Origin of the sequence: Flavobacterium azizsancarii (assembly GCF_027980145.1) — a bacterium.
Lineage (GTDB): Bacteria > Bacteroidota > Bacteroidia > Flavobacteriales > Flavobacteriaceae > Flavobacterium > Flavobacterium azizsancarii.
Genome location: NZ_JAMZNK010000013.1, coordinates 98017 through 118983 on the forward strand (window position 1 = coordinate 98017; position 20967 = coordinate 118983).

The window sequence follows — 20967 nt, forward strand, 5'->3', positions numbered from 1 at the left end:
TTGCGAATAAAATAGGTTTTTTAATTTAAAAATTAATTAAACGAACTTCTGAATTCTAAAGGCGAGACATTGGTTTTGCTTTTAAATAATTTATTGAAAGATTGCGGATATTCAAAACCCAGTTGATACGCCATTTCACTTACGCTTAAAGATGTGGTACTGAGCAATTCTTTTGCTTTTTCGATAATTTTATTATGAATGTGATGTTGTGTACTTTGACCAGTTTGAGAACGTAACATATCACTAAGGTAATTAGGGGAAACATTTAATTCATCAGAGATATAAGCGACAGTTGGCAATCCGAATTGCTGTACTTTATCACTTTCAAAATAGTCACAAAGCAAGGTTTCTAATTTAGTCAAAAGTGTGTTGTTGGCACTTTTTCGGGTGATGAATTGGCGGTTGTAAAAACGATTGCAATAATTAAGAAGCAATTCGATATGCGAAACCATGACGTCCTGACTAAAAGCATCAATAGAGGACGTGTATTCTTGTTCGATGTTTTGCATAATGTTTCTAACCATCGTTTCCTCCTTGTCAGAAAGATGCAAAGCTTCATTTACTGCATACGAGAAGTAGCCGTAATCTTTAATGTTTTTGGCCAAAGGATAGTTTTGGATAAAGTCAGGATGAATCACCAACATGGCTCCATACACAGAAGTGTCAACAGAAACTTCAGTAGAAATAACCTGTCCGGGTGACATAAAAGTCATTACGCCTTCATCAAAATCATAATAATTTTGTCCGTATCGCATTTTTCCGGTAAAACCTTTTTTAATGCAAACCGTATAGAAATCATAAACAACACTTTTTAGATTGTCATCAAAATGGCAGCTTATTTTACTTAAATCGACAAAACTTACTAAAGGATGTTCCGGCTTTGGAATCTTTAGCAGGGAATGCATTTCTGAAATCGAGTGAATAGTATACGGAATATGGGCTTCTTTTTTCATGATAAGAGAGATAGGATATTCAAATAAAATATACAAAGGAAAAGCTATCGTAAAGATAACTTTTCCTAAGAAATTAATGATTTGGTTTTATGATTACTTTCAAACTTTCGGCTTTGCCTGAAATACGCAAACAATAAAATTTACGATAAAAAAATCTTTATAAATCTGCGTTTTCGCTTTAGCGAATCAGTACCATCTGCGCGCCATCTCAAAGTATTATTGGTCAACAGAAGCCATATTAGCGGCATCATAACGCATTCCGGTTTCGGTTCCCAGTGGTATGATTTTTTCTAAACGATCCATTTCTTGCTTAGTTAGCGTTGTTTGGGCTGCGGCAATATTCTCTTCGACATATTTTACTCGTTTTGTTCCCGGAATAGGCAGGATATTTTTCGAAACAATCCATGAAATTGCCAATTGAGAAGCTGTTATTTCTTTTTCTTCAGCCATTTTTTTGATTTCATTTACCAATTGAATGTTTTTCTCGAATTGTTGTCCCTGAAAACGAGGTAACGCTTTTCTAAAATCATCATCCGGGAAATCATTAGGGCTTTTAATATCTCCCGAAATAAAACCTCTTCCAAGCGGAGAATAAGCAACAAAACCAATTCCTAATTCTTTAAGGGTTTCTAATATTCCATCATCTTCGGCACTTCTTTCAAATAAAGAATATTCGGTTTGAATAGCAGTTAGAGGATGAACTGCATGGGCTTTGCGAATGGTTTGGGATGAAACTTCAGATAAGCCAATATAACCTACTTTTCCTTCTTTAACCAATTCTGCCATAGCAGCAACAGTTTCTTCGATTGGTGTATTTGGATCAAGTCTGTGCAAATAATACAAATCGATATAATCTGTTCCTAAGTTTTTTAGAGAACGTTCTACCGCTTTCTTTACATAATCTTTTTTACCGTTAAATTTCCAGGTAAGCTGTTCGTTATCGTCAATTTCAAAACCAAATTTAGTAGCAATACTATAAGCGTTTCTATTGCCTTTTATGGCTTTTGCAATTAATCTTTCGTTGTGTAGAGGTCCATACAAATCTGCGGTGTCTAAAAAGTTTCCGCCCAATTCAAGCGAACGGTGAATAGTAGCAATCGCTTCTTTTTCATCGGCCTTACCATAAATGTCAGCACCGGCAATCTGAGTCATTCCCATACAGCCTAAACCAATATTGGGAACAACAAGCCCTTGATTTCCTAATTTTATTTTGTGGATAGTACTCATAATTTCTGTTTTAAGTTTTTAGTTTGAAAATTATAAGACAAAGATCCGTGAGTATTACTTTTATAAAGTATCTAAATCTCTTGTAGTTGTATCCAAAATGAGGAAAGGAAGTTTCAGGTTGTATTCAGACTCGGGTCAGGTTTCAAGTTGTTGGATAGTTTTTTTACCACATTTTTTTACGACAGAGTAACACGAAGATTTCACAGAGTTTCACAAAGCTTTATGTATACTATATTGTATAATAGAAAATACTTTGTGAAACTCTGTGGTAAAACTAAGTTCAAAGTCAAGCAACCTGACCCGAGGCTGAAAGCCGAACAGGCGAAGCAAACAAAGAAAACCTGAAACAAAGAAAACTTGGAGCAAAAAACAAAACTTGCTATAAAAAAAGAATGCCGGCATCTCGAAGACGCCGGCATCATTTAACTAACCAAAACCAAAATAATAAATAACCAGTTTATTACACTACAAAGATCAGATATATATGAACGTTTAGCTGTTAAGGTTTTGTTATTACTTTGTTGAACATAAGTTAAGATTTTAGAATACTTGTTTCTGAGCTTTCTGTAATATTAAATAGTTTTTAATTATTAAAATATAATAACAATCAATTTTGGTTATGAATATCGTATATATAAGTTTGTATATTTGATAAAACATTAAATATCAGCAATATGGATTTAAACAAAAAATTAACAACTGCAACAGGAACTCCCGTTCCGGACAATCAAAATATTCAAACAGCAGGACCTCGTGGACCTGTTTTATTGCAAGATTTTTGGTTTTTAGAAAAAATGGCGCATTTTGACCGCGAAGTAATTCCGGAACGAAGAATGCATGCGAAAGGGTCCGGGGCTTATGGGACTTTTACTGTAACTCATGATATCTCAAAATACACAAGAGCTGATATATTTTCGGAAATTGGAAAGAAAACAGAGATGTTTGCCCGTTTTTCAACAGTTGCAGGTGAAAGAGGTGCCGCTGACGCCGAAAGAGACATTCGTGGTTTTGCTTTGAAATTTTATACAAACGAAGGAAATTGGGATTTGGTAGGTAATAATACACCCGTTTTCTTTTTTCGTGATCCAATGAAGTTTCCAGATTTAAATCACGCTGTAAAACGTGATCCAAGAACTAATTTAAGAAGTGCTGATAACAATTGGGATTTTTGGACTTTATTACCTGAATCTTTACATCAGGTTACAATTGTAATGAGTGATAGGGGAATTCCGAGATCGTACAGACAAATGCACGGATTTGGGAGTCATACTTTTAGTTTCCTGAATGCTCAAAACGAAAGAAATTATGTAAAATTTCACTTTGTATCGCAACAAGGAATTGATAATTTATCTGATGAAGAAGCTGCTGTGTTAGTAGGTGGCGACAGAGAAAGTCATCAAAGAGATTTGTTTGATGCGATAGAAGAAGGTAATTTTCCAAAATGGAAAATGTTCGTTCAAATCATGAGCGAAGAACAAGCATCTACATATCGTTTCCATCCTTTTGATTTGACTAAAGTTTGGTTAAAAGGAGATTTTCCTTTAATTCCTGTTGGAGAGTTCGAATTAAATAAAAATCCTGAAAACTATTTTGCTGAGGTAGAACAAGCTGCTTTTAATCCGGCGCACGTACCTCCCGGAATTAGTTTTTCGCCGGATAAAATGCTGCAGGCGCGTTTGTTTTCTTATGGAGATGCGCATCGTTACCGTTTAGGAGTAAACAATTATCAAATTCCCGTAAACTCATCCAGATGTCCGTATAATACATTTCACAGAGATGGTGCAATGCGTGTAGACGGAAATAATGGAGGACGTAAACATTACGAACCAAATAGTTTTGGAGAATGGCAGGAACAACCTGAATTCAAAGAACCACCATTGGCACTTCATGGCGATGCATATGCGCATAATTTCAGGGATGATGATAACGATTATTTTACTCAGCCAGGTTTATTATTCCGTTTACTAACCGATGAGAAAAAACAATTGTTGTTCAAAAATACCGCCGGACAAGTAGGAGGGGCGCAGAAATTCATTCAGGTACGTCACATCAGAAATTGCTATAAAGCTGATCCGGCATACGGAACAGGAGTTGCAAATGCGCTGGGAATGACCATGGAGGAAGTAAATAATTTTTCTGATCCAAGATTACTAATCGAAGTGAGATAGGTTTTTATAGAGACAACAATCTTTATCAAAGTTTTAAATTTTGACAAAGATTCGGTTTTCTAAATCCTCAACATATTTCAAAAAAATAACCCGATAGATCTTTAAAATTTATCGGGTTTGCTATTTGATATAAATAAATATTTTTATGTAAACTGGACTAAAGTCCAGCCCTACAATATAATTTGTTCCTTCGGAACTATAAAAGCCTTTGACTTTATCTATAGTGTAGGGGGCGGATTCAGTTTGGTTTAATAGTTAGATTTACAGAAAATAAACCAGTGAAAACCAGTGAAAACCAGTCTAAATCTGCCTAATCCGTGGCCAATAATTATAGACAAAGCTTTGCGATCTTCGTAAAATCATCAACATTAAACATAAAAAACTTAGCGGCCTTTGCGTAACTTTTCGCGTATTTTACGGTTAAAAAAAACTTAGAAACTTAGTTGTTACTAAGAAAAAACAACTGTCTTGTTACTATAAACCATTGTCTTACGTTCTGCATGCAGCTTTATAGCGCGAGCCAGAACAATACGTTCCAAATCACGACCTTTCATGATAAAATCATCAACGGAATGTATGTGTGAAACTCTCGCAATATCCTGTTCGATAATCGGACCTTCATCTAATTCTGCCGTAACATAATGACTGGTTGCCCCAATAATTTTCACACCACGTTTAAAAGCGGAGTGATACGGTTTTGCACCTGGAAAAGCAGGTAAAAACGAATGATGAATATTGATGATTTTATTTTCGTAAAGTGCAATCAGTTTAGGTGTAATAATCTGCATATAGCGGGCCAAAACGATAAAGTTAATTTGATATCGCTGTAATAATTCAATTTGTTTGGCTTCGCCTTCTTCCTTAGTTTCTTTTGTAAAAGGTACACAGTGAAACGGAATGTCAAAACGTTCTGCAATCGATCTTAAATCATTATGATTGCTTATAATTACCGGAATTTCAACATTTAGTTCCCCGGCACTGTAACGTCCTAAAATATCGAATAAACAGTGGTCGTATTTAGATACAAACAATGCCATTTTTGGTTTTTGTTCCTGATTGTACAAATCCCAAGACATATTAAAATCAGACGCAATAGTTTTATCAAAATCAGCTTTCAGACCTTCAATTGTTATATTATGATTGGTCAGTTCACATTCTAATCGCATAAAAAATACATTTTGTTCTACATCAACATGTTGGTCGATATAGATTATGTTTCCTTCTACTTTAGCGATAAAAGTCGTCACTGCGGCGATAATTCCTTTTTGGTCTTTGCAGTGAATCAGAATGGTTATTTTTTGCATTTCAAGTTAATAGTTAATCGGTTAATTGTTAATTTGTTTAATCGCTTAAATGCACGACCGGTAATTACGGATAAAACGGTTTAAACGACAAAAAAATTATTTTTTGTCCTGCATTGCAAATACTTTTTGTAGTAAAGGCGTTGTTCTTGCATTAATATTGGTACGAATATCTTTTTCTTCGACAGCAATCATTTTAAAAACACCCGCCAATGCTTGATTCGTTGTATAATCAGTCAAATCAGGATTTACTTTTTTTACCAGAGGAATAGTATTGTATTTATTGATGATATTTTTCCAGACTACATCAGCGCCCACTTTTGCGAAAGAGCTTTTAATTACCGGATTAAATTTTCCGTACAAAGCAGTTGTAGTACCTTTTTGCAGATAACTGGTTGCAGCACTTTCATTTCCTAATAAGATGTTTTTAGCATCTGTAAACGACATGTTTTTTACAGCCGAAACAAAAATTGGAGTAGCTTCTTTTACAGCATCTTCAGCAGCACGATTTAATACTTTAATCCCTTCATCAGCAAGAGATGATAATCCGATTCTGCGCAATGTAGCATCGACTTTTTGCAATTCTTCCGGCATTAATATTTTTACAGCTTCATTTTTATAAAAACCATCCTCGGCAGTCAATTTACTCACTTGTTGTGTAATTCCTTTATTTAAAGCCTCTTTTAATCCAGAAGCAATATCAACTCCGCCAACTCCTGAAAGTTGAGTAGATAATTTTGATAGTTTTTGTGCTAAAGTTTCCTTTACCTGAGCATGGGAAATTAGAGAAAATAGAAGAGATAATATTAAAATCTTTTTCATTAGTAGTTTTTATTAAGTTTCAAAAATACTACTTATTCAAAAACAAAGCCACAATTTTCTTTAGGCAGAACAAACAATTTGTTTTAAAATTAACATTAGTGCTGGCGTCCGTTTTAAACGAGGTTCACTGAACACCAAATAAAATAAATATTAAGTGAAGTGCTCTTATACTTTTTAAAGGAAAAAGCAAAAGGATTTTCAGTTCTATTGGGCTGGATTAGAAGATTTATGTTTCTCATTATATTACGGTTTTTGTATTTTTAAAGTTCTTGTCGAATCATTAAAAAAGCAAATATCACTACAAGTAGGAGTTGGATAACATAACCCGACCAAATGTTTCTTTTTTCGAATTGTAATATAAATTGGTCCTTTAATTTTCCTTTGAAACCTTTTATGATCCAAAAGAAAAAACCACCAATCCAAAGAGAAGTTAGTTGGGCAGCGATTAGCTCTTTTGCCATAATTTTGATCTAATTAATTTTGCAAGGTTTTGTGATCTTTTATCTCCGGAATGAGATAAATTACGTTTGAAATAACTTAGAATCTTAGCCACTCAGAACCTTAAAATTACGGCCAATACATCCTGACATTATAATTCCAATACATTTTGCTTGAGATATAAGTAGGTTGAAACTCTCTTATGGGCAGATTATTATGATCGAATAATTCTACCCTTATAATTTTTTCGCTGGTATCATCCTTTAAATCAATGTTTCCTTCTTCAGCATCAATGAGTTTCTTTTTCTTTAAGTATAAAGCTGGCTTTTCAATAATAAACGTTATTCCGGCTTCATTTTTTGATTCTCTTTCTCCTGCTAAATTGCCATTAATATCAAATGTTTCAATTCGCTGTAAATAATCATTTTTATAATAAAAAAGCTGATAAACAACGCCGCCATGTTGTATTTGTAATTTTTGATTCATTACCCTAAAACGTAGTATTTGTTTTTTAGCATTTGTAAATTCAATCGGGCCATTACCTTCTTTATTAATATAATTAGATAAAATCCGGACAGGTTTTGAGAATTGTTTTATACTGTTTGTGTAGGCATGATACTGAGCGTCAGATTGTGCAGTTGCGCAAATACATTGCAGAAAACTAAGATATAACAAAAATAATTTCATTTGTTTTTGGTCAGTAAATACAGTTTTAGTTATACTCGCCATTAATGTTTTTACGGTTTATTTGTTTAATTCCGGTTTTTGTAAAAGAATAAGTTGATTCTTCTTGCCATCTCCATATTTTTTGTTTTTCAGAATCTTCACCAATTGCACTGTAAAGAATTTTGATGGTATCCTTAGTAGTAATCATTTTAATTTCGGAAAAACGATCCTGAATTTTTGATGAGGATTCTGTTTTTTGACAATATTGCAGTCTTGCCAAAACTTTTTGATCTTCGCTAAACCATTTTTTCAAAAATGATACATGTTTTTCAGAGCATTGATAACCTAAATTTAGCGCCGAGAGAAATTTACATTTTAAATTACTTTCATCTGCTTTTTTTTCTCCATCCCAATAACATTCATTACTAACATCAGTTGCAATGTATCCTAAGGCTGCGCGTTGCGGCTCTGTTAATGTTTTAATATAATTCGTATTAAGCTGGAGACTACCGTTTTGGTCTAACCACAATATTTTTATATAAATATCCTGATTGTCATTCTCTGCAGAGGATTGGTTTACTGTTTTATGAATTATGGTATTTGTTTGAGAAAATACTGAGGGATAAAAATTTAAAAAAAATAATAAAGCTATTAGGCGGATATTCATGATTGGAAATTTGTTGCCTATAAAGATACTATATCTGGTTTTATTTTATCAATAAAAAAGGCAGATACCTAATTAAAGAAATCTGCCTGAATTTTTATGTAATTATTTTTTGAGTAAATCAATTTCCTCTTTTGTATTTTGAATAACAACCGTCATTTCGCTATACTTCCAGGTACCTTTTTTTTCAGCAACAACAAATAAAGTCGCTTTTCCTTTAGGTCCTTTGATCGGAATTTGTAAATCACAATTTCCGCTGTCGCCGTTTGCTGTATTAATACTGCCCGAAGTCATTCCGTCATCTTCAATGGGACTTCCCAGTTTTTCAATTACCACTTTGTTCTTTTGTGCTTTGGTCATTGCTTCTTTATAAGCATCAGAATTTGTCATCATTGAGGTAACTCCAAAGAAAATACTGACTATAAACAGTACAAAAATCAACAATAGGCTTACGCATCCTGTTGGTACAAACCATTTCCAGTTTCTCTCCCACCAACTTTTTCTTACTTCAACATAATCGTCTTCCATAAATAAATTTTATTTTAGATTCAGGTTTAAAGATAGAAAGATACTGTTAATTAAGATTTAAATACAAATGATTTTTAGATTGAAAATCAAGATAATTCTATTTAAACGAATTTTAATTACTTCACGGCGGCATAACTATTAGTAAACAAACGGCCTTGTCCAATTTCTATCAAAGTGGTATGTGGATCGCCATAATCATCAGACATAATCGATGCCATTTGTACATCTTTGATTCCTTTAATCTGATTGTTTTGTATGTCAAGTTCTCCGGATAAAATAATCAGATTTTGGTATTTTGCGATATAAGAGCCTCTGTCTAGTTCGCCATTGCTATGCAGCAGGATTGAGAATTTATTGCCTTCACCAGATATAAAAGAACCTTTTCCTTCCCATATTTCATTTGTAGAGTCATTAGTGTAAATAGTAAGATTTTTGAAATCAACACTTAATTTGGCTGTATTTTGGTTGGATAATGTAAGTGTTGATGTACCAAGAGTGACACCTAACAATGCATCAGTAAAATTAGACATAGTACAGCGAAAGGGATCAATTTTATAAATGCCTTCTACGTTAGGAGGAGTCGAACCTTTGTGAATGGTTATACCAAGTTGGTTGATTGATTTTTGCATTGCTGCATCAACATAATAATCGTACGAATTTTGTTTAGGAATAGTAGTTTCGTCATTGTCAGAATCATTAGAAGAACAAGCTGTTAAGCCTAAAACAATAAAGAATAAAAATGATTTAATGGTTGTGATTTTCATGGTTTAAAAGGTTTTGTTATTAATATTTTTGAGAAAGAACTCGATGTTAAACTGATTATTTTGAAAAGGAATCGCAATTTATATGCTGTTTCTTTTATTATGATAATATTTATAATAAATCGGAATGTTTGTTTCTTTTGTTCCCAATATGATAAATGGTATTTCCTGTAATGGCGTCAATCTCGAATTTTTCTTCAATTACTCCATGTGGAGTAAATTCGCATGGCATACTAATAGAATACTTCATTGTTTGAGAGTTTCTGGATAAAAATGTCACCTGAGTATTGTTTTTAATTTGTTCTTTTTCATCCATCAAGTCTATTTGGTATTCGTTTTTCATTTTGTTTACCAAGTCCTGCCAGCTAAATTTATAAGGCTCATCATTATTGATTTCTTTTATAAGTTCCTGTTCATCATCGTATTCTCTTTGAAAACCAATAATACAATCATAAAAACTTTCTATTTCTTTTATTAGAGTCAACGTTTTTTTATGATACATAAATCTCTGTTTTATAGGTGTATTTAAGTAAATAATCGTTTGTTGATAAGAGTCTTTATGTTCTGTAAGGAAAATTTCAATAGTATCGCCATTAGTATTTTTAGTAATATATCGGCAGTAGGTATTGTTATCTTTTTTATGTTTTTCAAATGCTTCTAAATCGAATTTTCTCATTTTGGGTGTTTTTTTAACAATTGCAATTTTTCCTTTTTTAAATAATATTCCGGGTGCATGACTTGTTCTTTATTCGAAAAAAAATAAAAGTCTATTTAGCAAAATAGTCGGCTCATCAGAACTATGTAATAAATCGCTACTAAAAAGAAAGCGATATTAAATACTAATGAGAGCCAACCTAATACTTGTTTTTTATTTAGAAATAGTGCTATTATGGTTAATAAAGATGAAACGGTAAGCGGAACGATAGAATTGGTCAATATTGCTATTTTGCTAAAATATTCAAATCCGGTTGGTGCGATCAATACCAACAATACCAAAACAGCAATTATACTTATTGAAATTGTACTTAGAATTTTTGCTTTTTTATGTTTGTCTTGCATTTTAATTATTGTTTTATTGTATAAAGTTTAGCGAGTTCCAGCTCCCAGCGGAAGATCTCCTAAGCCCGCAAATAAATAAATTGACATTATAAATGGTATTAGAACTAATATTAATATTATCCATCCCAGAATTTGTTTTTTGTTTAGGCTAACCGCTATTATGGATAATAGCAATGCTGATAAAAGAAGAAGAGGATATATACAAGCTGCACTAATAGGATTTATATCTACATTGTCAGATTCTATTACTATATAGCTAAATATCATCGTGCTAATTAATAATACCAGAGAGATCAGACTTAAGATTAGGGCAATTTTTTTGTTATTTTTCATCTTCAAAAATTAGTTTGTTCCGGCTCCAAATGGTAATCCTAAAAAGACCGATAAAGAAATAATCGATATCGCAAGCAGTACAATCGTTATTACTAAAATAACCCACCAGGTTTTTTGTTTTTTATTGCGGTATATCGCTATAATCGAAAAAAGTAATATTGCTAAAAAAATATAAGGAGAGATAAGAAGTATGCTCATTATATTTAAGCCCTGAGCGCTGGAAGGAACTACCATCGAAGATATGATCCATACCAAGAGGATAATAAGCAGTAAAGAAATTATAACTTTTATAATCTTTGATGTCTTCATTAAAAATCCATTTAATTAAAATTGACTGGTAATCGTAAGATATTTTTGTCTTGAAAAAGCAATCTTAGTTTCATTATCAATTTATAGTGCAAAAGTCTTTTTAATTACTAAGTATTATTATCAATAAAAGTTTTTAAAATAATAATTTAGGGTATTTTTTTATTTTTACAGATGACGCTCAGGGAAGTAAGTTTTTTTGATAGATATAATTTTAAGACTAAATTCGATTCTGATTTTATCTTAGAAAATATAAAGCTGAAATATAAATGACATAAAAAAAGTGACTTGCTTCAAAAAAGAAACAAGCCACTTAATATTTTAAATTATGTTGTTAGTTAGCCACCACTTCTGACTGAGGTAAAAGAGTTTTACTTAAATCACTATCTCTTTCATAAACATCCTGATAGAAACCAATTTCTCCATTTTCATTTACCAATGAAGTAAAGTAAGTGATGTAAATAGGCACTTTTTTAGATAATTTAAAACTGTTTTCTGTTTTACCTTCCATAGCTTTATCAATTTTGTCGGGAGTCCATTCCGGATAATCTTTAAGCATTGCAATCGCTAGTTCTTTTGCCATTTTTACATTGATACAACCATGGCTGAAAGTTCTTTTCTCGAAATCGAACAATGTTTTAGACGGTGTATCATGCATATAAATATCATCTGGATTTGGAAACATAAATTTTACCAATCCCAGAGAATTATCAGGTCCCGGTTTTTGTCTTACCTGACCATTTACTATTTCCATATTTTTATCTGCAAGATAATTTTTATCTGCAGCAATTTTACCTTTCAATTCATTGTTTACAATACTTTGCGGAACAGTCCAGTAAGGACTAAAAACGATTCTGTCAATTTCACCGTTAAAAATGGTTGTTTTAGTCAATGGCGCGCCAACAAATACACTTGAGGTCAATTGTACCTTTCCGTTTTTAACATAAATTAATTCATACGACGGAACATTTACCAAAACATACTCATCGCTGGCAGCAATCTGAGCCGAAATAGCGCGACATCTTTCCATATTAAGTTTTAGCGTCTCCATTTTATCAGAAAGCGGTACGTTCATTTCCTTGATATGTTCCTCTGCTAAAATATAGTTAGGTTTAAAACCATTACGAACTTTATATTTCATTACGGCATCCATCAATTCACGATCATAAACATCGCTTTTAGAGTTAGTTTTTAAATCTCCTAATAAGTACAAACGGGTTCTAACCTGTGCAATTGTTTTCGAAACGGCATCCGGACGTAAATCTTTATAATGTGTTTCTTCCGGAACAATAGGTTTCCATTTATTAGAACGTTCCATTTTTTTATATTTTTTTAGAACGTCCTGCAATTTATAATACTGATCATATTCTACTTTAGCATCTACAGTTGTTGTTGAAGCAGTTGCTTCTTCGATCGTGCTGTAATTTAAAAAATCTTTCAACATAGCATCATAGGACACTTTTTTCTTAGAGTCTGAATTTGTTTTTTTTGCATAAGCAACATATAAAGAACTCAAAAGCATATCTGCATCCGTTTTTGATAGTTTTGATTCTGATGAAGAAAAAAGCGCGTCAATTTCATTTTGATAAGGAATAGCTAAATCATTCGTTTTTTTTGCTTTCTCATATAATACAGATCCAAATTCGTTAATGTCATCTTCATCGAACCATATAGTTCCCAAAGTTCTGTTTTTGTATAATGACATTACATCAGATTTATATTTTTTTAAATCCGAATATCTTTTAAAGAAATCATTCGAAAGTGCGTCTACATCAGAATCTGAGTTGTAAACGGTTGCAATAGTTGAAGTTTTTTTGTGTAAAAGGATTTCGTTTTCAGATGTCTTAAAAGAAGATACAAAAAAACTCAAGCTTAAAATTAGGGCGATTGGATATAATGTTTTCATTTTTTTAAATTTTTACGTTTACTATTTAATGTAAAAGTTTTAGGTAAAAATTTGGGGCTTTTCTACCCTGCTAAATTACTTTATGATGCTGGAAAACAAGTTGTTGTATTCTGTTTAAATTTTTCAAGATTACCATGTTATCAAAAAATCTATAATACTTGTATAGGATATATACGATAACGATTGAAATAGTTACACGTATAGATTAAAAAAACATTTATTTTTTTGTTAACATAAAGCTATAACAATAACCAAATATTAAAATATTTTGTAAATTGCTCCCTTAAAATTATCATATTCATAAAATGGAGCAACAAATACCATATATTCCTAAAAATAAAGTAAGAATTGTTACAGCAGCATCTCTTTTTGACGGCCATGACGCAGCGATCAATATCATGCGTCGTATTATTCAGTCAACCGGAGTCGAAGTGATACATCTGGGTCACGATCGAAGTGTCGAAGAAGTGGTAAATACCGCTATTCAGGAAGATGCAAATGCCATTGCAATGACTTCATACCAAGGAGGTCACAATGAATACTTTAAATATATGTATGACTTGCTTCAGGAAAAAGGAGCGGGACATATTAAGATTTTTGGCGGTGGAGGCGGTGTAATCCTGCCAAGCGAAATTGCTGAATTACAGGATTATGGTATTACCAGAATTTATTCTCCTGATGATGGTCGTTCTTTAGGTTTACAAGGAATGATCAACGATTTGGTAGAACGTTCAGATTATCCTATTGGGGATAAACTAAACGGAGAAATCGATCACATCGAAAACAAAATTCCAACCGCCATTGCACGATTAATTTCGGCAGCGGAGAATTTCCCTGAGATTGCAAAACCTGTTTTTGATAAAATACATACCAGCAATACCAACTCTAAAATTCCGGTTCTTGGAATTACCGGAACTGGTGGAGCAGGAAAATCATCTTTGGTAGATGAATTGGTTCGTCGATTTTTGATTGATTTCCCGGAGAAAACTATCGGATTGATTTCTGTCGATCCTTCGAAACGTAAAACGGGCGGAGCACTTTTAGGAGACAGAATTAGAATGAATGCCATAAATAATCCTCGCGTTTATATGCGTTCATTGGCAACACGTCAATCAAACCTGGCTTTGTCAAAATATGTAGCCGAAGCGATTCAGGTTCTAAAAGCAGCAAAATATGATTTGATTATCTTGGAAACTTCAGGAATTGGGCAATCAGATACTGAGATTATGGATCATTCTGATGTATCCTTATATGTAATGACGCCAGAATTTGGAGCAGCAACACAATTGGAGAAAATCGACATGCTTGATTTTGCTGATTTAGTAGCGTTGAATAAGTTTGACAAAAGAGGCGCACTTGACGCAATTCGCGACGTTAAAAAACAATACCAAAGAAACCATAATTTATGGGATAAAAATCCTGACGAAATGCCGGTATTTGGAACCATTGCTTCACAGTTTAACGATCCGGGAATGAACACGCTTTATAAAGCGATCATGGATAAGATTGTCGAAAAAACAGATTCTGAATTAAAATCGACTTTTGAGATCACACGCGAAATGAGCGAGAAAATCTTCGTGATTCCACCACACAGAACCCGTTATTTATCTGAAATTGCAGAGAGTAACAGATCGTATGACGAAAGTGCACTTTCGCAACAAAAAGTAGCGCAGAAACTATACGGAATCTTTAAAACCATAGAATCGGTTTCAGGAAAAGTTCCGCAAATCAATAAAGCAGGAATCGATGACGATAGTGTCATCCTGAGTGCAGCGCAAGGACTTGACGAAAATAGAATCTTTCTTAACCTTTTACTGAATCAATTTGATAAAGTAAAAATGGACTTAGATCCCTACAATTGGGAAATTATCCTGAATTGGGACGAGAAAGTAAACAAATACAAAAATCCGGTTTACACGTTTAAAGTTCGTGATAAAGAAATTAAAATCGCGACACATACAGAGAGTTTATCACATTTACAGATTCCTAAAATAGCTTTGCCTAAATACGAAGCGTGGGGTGATATCCTGCGTTGGAATTTGCAGGAAAATGTTCCGGGAGAATTTCCTTTTGCTTCAGGATTGTATCCTTTTAAACGTGAAGGCGAAGATCCGTCAAGAATGTTTGCAGGCGAGGGTGGACCGGAAAGAACCAACAAACGTTTTCATTATGTGAGCGCAGGATTGCCGGCAAAACGACTTTCGACAGCTTTTGATAGTGTGACTTTATACGGAAATGATCCGGATATTCGTCCTGATATTTACGGAAAAATTGGAAATGCAGGAGTTTCGATCTGTTGTCTTGATGATGCCAAAAAGCTATACTCAGGTTTCGATTTGGTTCATGCTTTGACATCGGTAAGTATGACCATAAATGGGCCTGCGCCAATGTTGTTGGGATTCTTTATGAATGCGGCGATCGATCAGCAATGCGAATATTATATCAAAGCGAACGAACTTGAAAAAGAAGTTGAAGCTAAAATCAACAAAATATACAAAGAAAGCGGATTAGAACGCCCTAAATATCAAGGCGATTTACCAGAAGGAAACAATGGTTTAGGATTAATGCTTTTGGGAGTTACCGGAGATCAGGTTTTGCCTCAGGAAATGTATAATGATATTAAAGCCAAAACATTATCGCAAGTTCGTGGTACGGTTCAGGCCGATATTCTAAAAGAAGATCAGGCGCAAAACACCTGTATTTTCTCCACCGAATTTGCATTGAGATTAATGGGTGATGTTCAGGAATATTTTATTACCAAAAACGTTCGTAATTTCTATTCGGTTTCGATTTCAGGATATCATATTGCCGAGGCAGGAGCGAACCCAATTACACAATTGGCATTCACGCTTTCTAATGGTTTCACTTACGTAGAATATTATTTGAGCCGCGGCATGAGCATCAACGATTTTGGACCTAATTTATCGTTCTTCTTCTCGAACGGAGTAGATCCTGAATATTCGGTTATTGGTCGTGTGGCACGTAAAATCTGGGCAAAAGCCATGAAAAACAAATACGGGGCCAACGAAAGAGCACAAATGCTAAAGTATCATATTCAGACTTCGGGACGTTCGTTGCACGCGCAGGAAATTGATTTTAATGATATCAGAACCACTTTGCAGGCTTTGTATGCGATTTACGACAACTGTAATTCATTGCACACAAATGCTTATGATGAAGCAATTACAACACCAACCGAAGAATCTGTGCGTCGTGCGATGGCAATTCAGTTGATTATTAATAAAGAATTAGGTCTGGCGAAAAACGAAAACCCAATTCAGGGATCTTTCATAATCGAAGAATTGACGGATTTGGTAGAAGCGGCAGTTCTGCAAGAATTCGACCGAATCACAGAACGTGGAGGTGTTCTTGGTGCAATGGAAACGATGTACCAGCGTTCTAAAATTCAGGAAGAAAGTTTGTATTACGAAACCCTGAAACACAACGGAGATTTCCCAATTGTGGGTGTCAACACGTTCCTGAGTTCAAAAGGTTCTCCAACGGTAATTCCGGCAGAAGTAATTCGCGCCACCGAAGAAGAAAAACAATATCAGATTACGATGCTCGATAACTTGCACCAGTTTCACGAAGCAAAAGTAAACGAGCATCTTAACAAATTACAAGAAGCAGCCATTAAAAACGAAAACTTATTCGACCATTTAATGGAAGCTACAAAGGTTTGTTCTTTGGGTCAAATTACTTCGGCATTGTTTGAAGTAGGCGGGCAGTATAGAAGGAATATGTAGAAATTTTAGATTTATGGAAAAACCTCTCAGATAATGGGAGGTTTTTTTTGTGCTTGAAAATGAAAAAACTAATAAATGTCCTATTCTGTTATTTGTTTAACGTATTGCAGTCATTGAATGCTTTTTTTTGATTTTAATTTACTAGATCGACTTTATTAGGGATTAAAAATCAAGTATTTAAAAAATATGTAGTTTGATACTGTACAAGATATTACCTCTGATGCAGGATCCAAAGGTTACAAATGATATTGGTGTACAGCCGTAATGATTAAAATAGGCGTCCTTTAAAACAAACTAATACAGTAGTTTACAGTAGCAGAAAAAATAATTGCCAACTAAGGCGAGTATTCAAATTTTATTAAATATGGAAGAAGGCGGAAATATCATTCGTAACGTATTTGGAAGGTCTTATAAAGAAGCAGAGTCTATTATAATACATGCCTCTGAAGGAGACTTGAACTTCATTTCTCCAAAAGGGATAAATTTTTATGGAAAAAACGGAGGGAAAAAGTTTGGAAATTTTGTAGCAAGAGAAGAAGTAGCAACAACCACAAATAAAATAGACAAAGTTAAAGAAATTGAGCTTTTAACTGTTTTAGATAAAGGTTCTAAAAACGATAATAACATTAACAGTACTACATTTCAAGACGGAATGGTTTTTGGGAAGGCGTATCATTTTAAAGTAAAAAGTTATGTTCAAAATCCTCCTGCAAATATTGCTGACATTAAATGGATGTTGAAATACCATAGCCCATCTCAAAATAAATGGTTGGAAATCCCTCTTTCTGTAAAAGGAGATTCTGTAATAATCACAATGAATGACAAAGATATGTGTGGACGTTTTATTTATCTTCGTGCCTATATACAAGATCCAGAGAGCGAAGGGGAATATAAACAGTGGAAACACAATCGTTTTCTATGGTTTGACAGAACAAAAGTTCACAAACAAATAATGGATCGTATTAAAGATCCTTGGAAAATTAATCAGGGAAATAGCTCTCTATGCGGTATGGCGGCCTTATATTATGCAATGGCTAAGAAAGATGCAAGTGCTTACGAAAAACTTGCAAAAGAGCTTTTTAGAACAGGAGAATATCATATTGGGAGTTATGTGCTAAAACCGCACGATAAAGCTTTAAGCATGTACGAAACAAATCCGTCAGATCGTAATTATAAAGCAATGAAAATGCCAGACATAGACTGGATTGTTCTTGCCACAACAAGAAGCAAAGAAAGTCTAAATAGTCAATTTGTTTACAATGGCTTTGAAAATGGTGACATAGACATGATGAAAGGTATAAGCTGGCCTGAGATGCTAACGAGAATGTGTAAGGAAGTTGCCGGTTTTAGTTCTGTTGAAGCAATTGATTTAGGTTTGCTGGAAATTGCTGAAAAAAAAGGAATATCTGCAAAATTATATGATGCTCTTGGTGATATTGATATTATGCATCTTAAAAATATTGTTCGAAAGTATAAACAAGGACATACTATTTTGATGATGATCGACAGTAGTATGATTGATGATGAACCGGGTTATAATCTAAAGGATTTGACAACAGACTCCCACTGGGTTGTTTATGAAGGGGGATTAAATTTTATTGATGTAGGAGAAAGCAAGTTTGTTGGTTTTAAAATTTATACTTGGGGGTATGATACTGTTAATCAAATTGATGAATTTAAAAAGCCTTCTCCGTCTAGTAAGATTTTAATTCATGCACATCAGAGAATCAAGATTGAATCTTTTAAATCCAATTATTATGGGTACATTGAAGTATTTTAGTTACTTATCTTTTATTTTGTTATTTATAAGTTGCAATGAATATAATGACGAACGCCACTCTTTCAATACAATTTTGCTTCAGCAATGGAATTTTTCTAATTGTCCTAAAAAAATTATTTTTGAAAAATATTTAAAAAATTCAAATTTTAAAAATATAATTGAGAAAGATTCTAGTTTTAATATTATTTGCGATTCTATAAATAAGCAAATAATTATTAGTCCATATGAACCTTATATCGACAAGATTAACTATGACATAAAATTAATCATTGATGATGATATAGAGTATGAAATTAAGGATATTAAGAGTAAGTTAGATACGAGTTTTTATAGTTTTTCAGTGGGGCGTAAATATTATATAAATTACAGTATTTATTCTATGACCGTAAATGGGAATAAATCAATTCAAAATAATGACGTAAATATTGTCATATCTGCTAATGATGGTACGATTAAAAAAAAATAATTCATTATCATTGAGAGTGACCCAATTATAATCTAAAGGATTTGACAACAGACTCCCACTGGGTTGTTTATGAAGGGGGATTAAATTTTATTGATGTAGGAGATAATAAATTTGTAGGTTTTAAAATTTACACTTGGGGCTATGATCCTATGAAGCAAGTTGATGAAAAAGGGAATCCGGATCTCCCGCTAGCGCGAGCGTCTCGCTCGTGAACGCAAAGTTGATATAACAATTGATATGCTGTGTGTGCACGAGCGAGACGCTCGCGCCAGCAGATGAAACCGTCACTAATTTTCAAGGTTTGAAAACTATAAAACATCTGCTGGCGAGAGCGGGACGCCAGATGTTCGAAACCCTCAAAAAAATAGGCTGAAAGCCTAAAGTCAATAGCGTGGTGCAACGCACTACAGAATAATTAAGTTCTATATGTTGCCCTGAAAGGGCAAAAGCAAAATAAACGATATAGATTCTAAAAACAGGAAAACTTTGTTATAAAATAACAATGTAACCTAATGAAAATTTTCTTTGCGATTAGGCTTCCGCCCTTTCAGGGCTAAAACAAAAATCGTTTTGCATTCATAGTGCTTCGCACCATGCTGTTGCCAAGGCTCTTACAGAGCAGCAGGTTCGAACAATTATAGCGGGACAATAGCGAGTAGATCTTTATCAGATTTAAGAATTAGAATTCAATCCCCAACCAACACCTCACTAATTTCCGTAATCAATTCAAATTCATCTAGAGGAAACATCTCCAACACCATTTCTAGAATAAGCGCAACATTTATAGGCGAATATTTAATGGTAGTTGAGGTTTGATGCGCGTCTTGCTCTAATGCTACAATACATAATTTTAGGAGTTCGGTAATGGTACAGCCAAGTTCATAATAATTGAGCATTTTAATTTGAGCGGTATGAGTTCCTATTTTATCATTAGGCGGAGTAGAGTCTTGCAATATTTGGCAGTTAATTTTCTAAGGCTTTCTAATTTTTTAATTTCATTGGTTTCCATGGCGTATATTTTTTAGTTGAGTTAATCATTTTACAATTAGACTTTTATTATTTTGTTATAAGAAAAATTGTACTTTTGTTTGACTCAGCGAAGAAAGAGATAGATTTTTCTGTATGAAAACATTTTTTAGTGTTCCTTACATCAGAAATATGTCTTTTACATTTTGCAGGTTATCACACTAAATTATTATCTTTGAATTATGAGCACACTAACAAAACCAAATCATATAGGGCGCAAGATTAGCCGTATTCGTGAACTTCGTGATATGAAACAGGAAGCTTTGGCACAGGCTTTAGGAATAAGCCAGCAAACAATATCTTCTATCGAAAACAGCGAAACCATAGAAGAAGAAAGGCTTATCGAAGTAGCAAAAGCACTTGGTGTAACGGTTGAAGCCATTAAGAATTTTTCAGAAGAATTGGCAATTAATTATTTCAACACTTTTAATGAATCTGATAATAATTTCAATCATTACAATACTTGTACATTCAATCCATTAGATAAATTAATGGAAGCAGTAGAAGAAAATAAAAAACTTTACGAACGTTTGCTGAAAGCGGAACAAGATAAAAACGAATATTTAGAAAAATTACTTCAAGTGAAATAATTTCTAGAGAAGTTCATTCATAAAAAAGCATCAGCCACGGTTGGTGCTTTTTAATTTTTAAAGTCTAGAGTTACTACAATGAATCGGGTTAGGTATTCCGGAGGAACAGAACATATTGTAGGGATGGATATCCATTCAGCACGATTATAATCGCAATTATCATTCATACGAACAAAAGCAGAAGTGATATCGAACTAGTTTTGGGAAACTGCGTAGAAACAAAAAAA

General features: G+C 33.4%; 20 protein-coding genes. 6 read left to right on the forward strand and 14 right to left on the reverse strand.

Going from position 1 to position 20967, the window contains the following annotated elements; all coding sequences use genetic code 11:
* Positions 1 to 32 precede the first annotated feature (32 nt).
* Positions 33 to 953 (reverse strand): helix-turn-helix domain-containing protein, encoded by a 921-nt coding sequence (locus NJT12_RS10510; protein WP_271335856.1) that lies wholly within the window; start codon positions 951 to 953, stop codon positions 33 to 35.
* Positions 954 to 1169: 216 nt separating this feature from the next.
* Positions 1170 to 2180, reverse strand: coding sequence for an aldo/keto reductase (locus NJT12_RS10515; protein WP_271335857.1), 1011 nt, complete (start codon positions 2178 to 2180; stop codon positions 1170 to 1172).
* 674 nt (positions 2181 to 2854) lie between these two features.
* Between NJT12_RS10515 and NJT12_RS10520 the strand changes: the two genes are divergently transcribed.
* On the forward strand, positions 2855 to 4348 hold the full coding sequence (locus NJT12_RS10520) for a catalase (RefSeq protein WP_271335858.1): 1494 nt from the start codon (positions 2855 to 2857) through the stop codon (positions 4346 to 4348).
* A gap of 449 nt (positions 4349 to 4797) precedes the next feature.
* Here NJT12_RS10520 and purU read toward each other — a convergent pair whose 3' ends face one another.
* From purU to NJT12_RS10560, 8 genes are all read right to left on the reverse strand, one after another.
* Entirely contained in the window at positions 4798 to 5652 is an 855-nt protein-coding gene (gene purU, locus NJT12_RS10525) for a formyltetrahydrofolate deformylase (protein WP_271335859.1), read from the reverse strand.
* Positions 5653 to 5748: 96 nt separating this feature from the next.
* Entirely contained in the window at positions 5749 to 6471 is a 723-nt protein-coding gene (locus NJT12_RS10530) for a DUF4197 domain-containing protein (protein ID WP_271335860.1), read from the reverse strand.
* 260 nt (positions 6472 to 6731) lie between these two features.
* Positions 6732 to 6932, reverse strand: coding sequence for a hypothetical protein (locus NJT12_RS10535; protein WP_271335861.1), 201 nt, complete (start codon positions 6930 to 6932; stop codon positions 6732 to 6734).
* A gap of 106 nt (positions 6933 to 7038) precedes the next feature.
* Positions 7039 to 7596, reverse strand: a complete 558-nt coding sequence (locus tag NJT12_RS10540; protein ID WP_271335862.1) for a hypothetical protein — start codon at positions 7594 to 7596, stop codon at positions 7039 to 7041.
* A 25-nt stretch (positions 7597 to 7621) separates the two neighbouring features.
* Positions 7622 to 8242 (reverse strand): hypothetical protein, encoded by a 621-nt coding sequence (locus NJT12_RS10545; protein WP_271335863.1) that lies wholly within the window; start codon positions 8240 to 8242, stop codon positions 7622 to 7624.
* A gap of 102 nt (positions 8243 to 8344) precedes the next feature.
* Positions 8345 to 8767, reverse strand: a complete 423-nt coding sequence (locus NJT12_RS10550) for a cytochrome c oxidase assembly factor Coa1 family protein (protein ID WP_271335864.1) — start codon at positions 8765 to 8767, stop codon at positions 8345 to 8347.
* Between the two features lie 116 nt (positions 8768 to 8883).
* Entirely contained in the window at positions 8884 to 9531 is a 648-nt protein-coding gene (locus tag NJT12_RS10555; RefSeq protein WP_271335865.1) for a hypothetical protein, read from the reverse strand.
* Between the two features lie 109 nt (positions 9532 to 9640).
* A complete protein-coding gene (locus NJT12_RS10560; protein ID WP_271335866.1) occupies positions 9641 to 10204 on the reverse strand; it encodes a hypothetical protein in 564 nt (187 codons plus the stop codon).
* A gap of 213 nt (positions 10205 to 10417) precedes the next feature.
* Between NJT12_RS10560 and NJT12_RS10565 the strand changes: the two genes are divergently transcribed.
* Positions 10418 to 10618: a hypothetical protein gene (locus tag NJT12_RS10565; RefSeq protein WP_271335867.1), complete on the forward strand. Its 201-nt coding sequence runs from the start codon at positions 10418 to 10420 to the stop codon at positions 10616 to 10618.
* Here NJT12_RS10565 and NJT12_RS10570 read toward each other — a convergent pair.
* The 3 genes from NJT12_RS10570 to NJT12_RS10580 form a co-directional block, all read right to left on the reverse strand.
* Entirely contained in the window at positions 10615 to 10920 is a 306-nt protein-coding gene (locus NJT12_RS10570; RefSeq protein ID WP_271335868.1) for a hypothetical protein, read from the reverse strand. The genes NJT12_RS10565 and NJT12_RS10570 overlap by 4 nt on opposite strands.
* A gap of 9 nt (positions 10921 to 10929) precedes the next feature.
* Positions 10930 to 11229, reverse strand: a complete 300-nt coding sequence (locus tag NJT12_RS10575) for a hypothetical protein (RefSeq protein WP_271335869.1) — start codon at positions 11227 to 11229, stop codon at positions 10930 to 10932.
* Positions 11230 to 11560: 331 nt separating this feature from the next.
* Complete coding sequence (locus NJT12_RS10580; RefSeq protein ID WP_271335870.1) at positions 11561 to 13132, reverse strand: L,D-transpeptidase family protein; 1572 nt, start codon at positions 13130 to 13132, stop codon at positions 11561 to 11563.
* Between the two features lie 305 nt (positions 13133 to 13437).
* On the opposite strand from NJT12_RS10580, the gene NJT12_RS10585 reads away from it, so the two are divergent.
* The 3 genes from NJT12_RS10585 to NJT12_RS10595 all read left to right on the forward strand — a co-directional run bounded on the left by NJT12_RS10585 (position 13438) and on the right by NJT12_RS10595 (position 19124).
* On the forward strand, positions 13438 to 16878 hold the full coding sequence (locus NJT12_RS10585) for a methylmalonyl-CoA mutase family protein (RefSeq protein ID WP_271335871.1): 3441 nt from the start codon (positions 13438 to 13440) through the stop codon (positions 16876 to 16878).
* A gap of 328 nt (positions 16879 to 17206) precedes the next feature.
* Positions 17207 to 18658, forward strand: coding sequence for a hypothetical protein (locus NJT12_RS10590; RefSeq protein WP_271335872.1), 1452 nt, complete (start codon positions 17207 to 17209; stop codon positions 18656 to 18658).
* Positions 18636 to 19124 carry a hypothetical protein gene (locus tag NJT12_RS10595; protein WP_271335873.1) on the forward strand — a complete coding sequence of 163 codons (489 nt, stop codon included), beginning with the start codon at positions 18636 to 18638 and terminating at the stop codon, positions 19122 to 19124. The genes NJT12_RS10590 and NJT12_RS10595 overlap by 23 nt, the downstream gene beginning before the upstream one ends.
* A gap of 686 nt (positions 19125 to 19810) precedes the next feature.
* On the opposite strand, the gene NJT12_RS10600 is transcribed toward NJT12_RS10595, so the two are convergent.
* On the reverse strand, positions 19811 to 20077 hold the full coding sequence (locus tag NJT12_RS10600) for a hypothetical protein (RefSeq protein ID WP_338083385.1): 267 nt from the start codon (positions 20075 to 20077) through the stop codon (positions 19811 to 19813).
* Positions 20078 to 20332: 255 nt separating this feature from the next.
* On the opposite strand from NJT12_RS10600, the gene NJT12_RS10605 reads away from it, so the two are divergent.
* The gene (locus NJT12_RS10605; protein ID WP_271335874.1) at positions 20333 to 20740 is read left to right on the forward strand and encodes a helix-turn-helix domain-containing protein; all 408 of its coding nucleotides are present in this window, start codon (positions 20333 to 20335) and stop codon (positions 20738 to 20740) included.
* Positions 20741 to 20967: the final 227 nt, after the last annotated feature.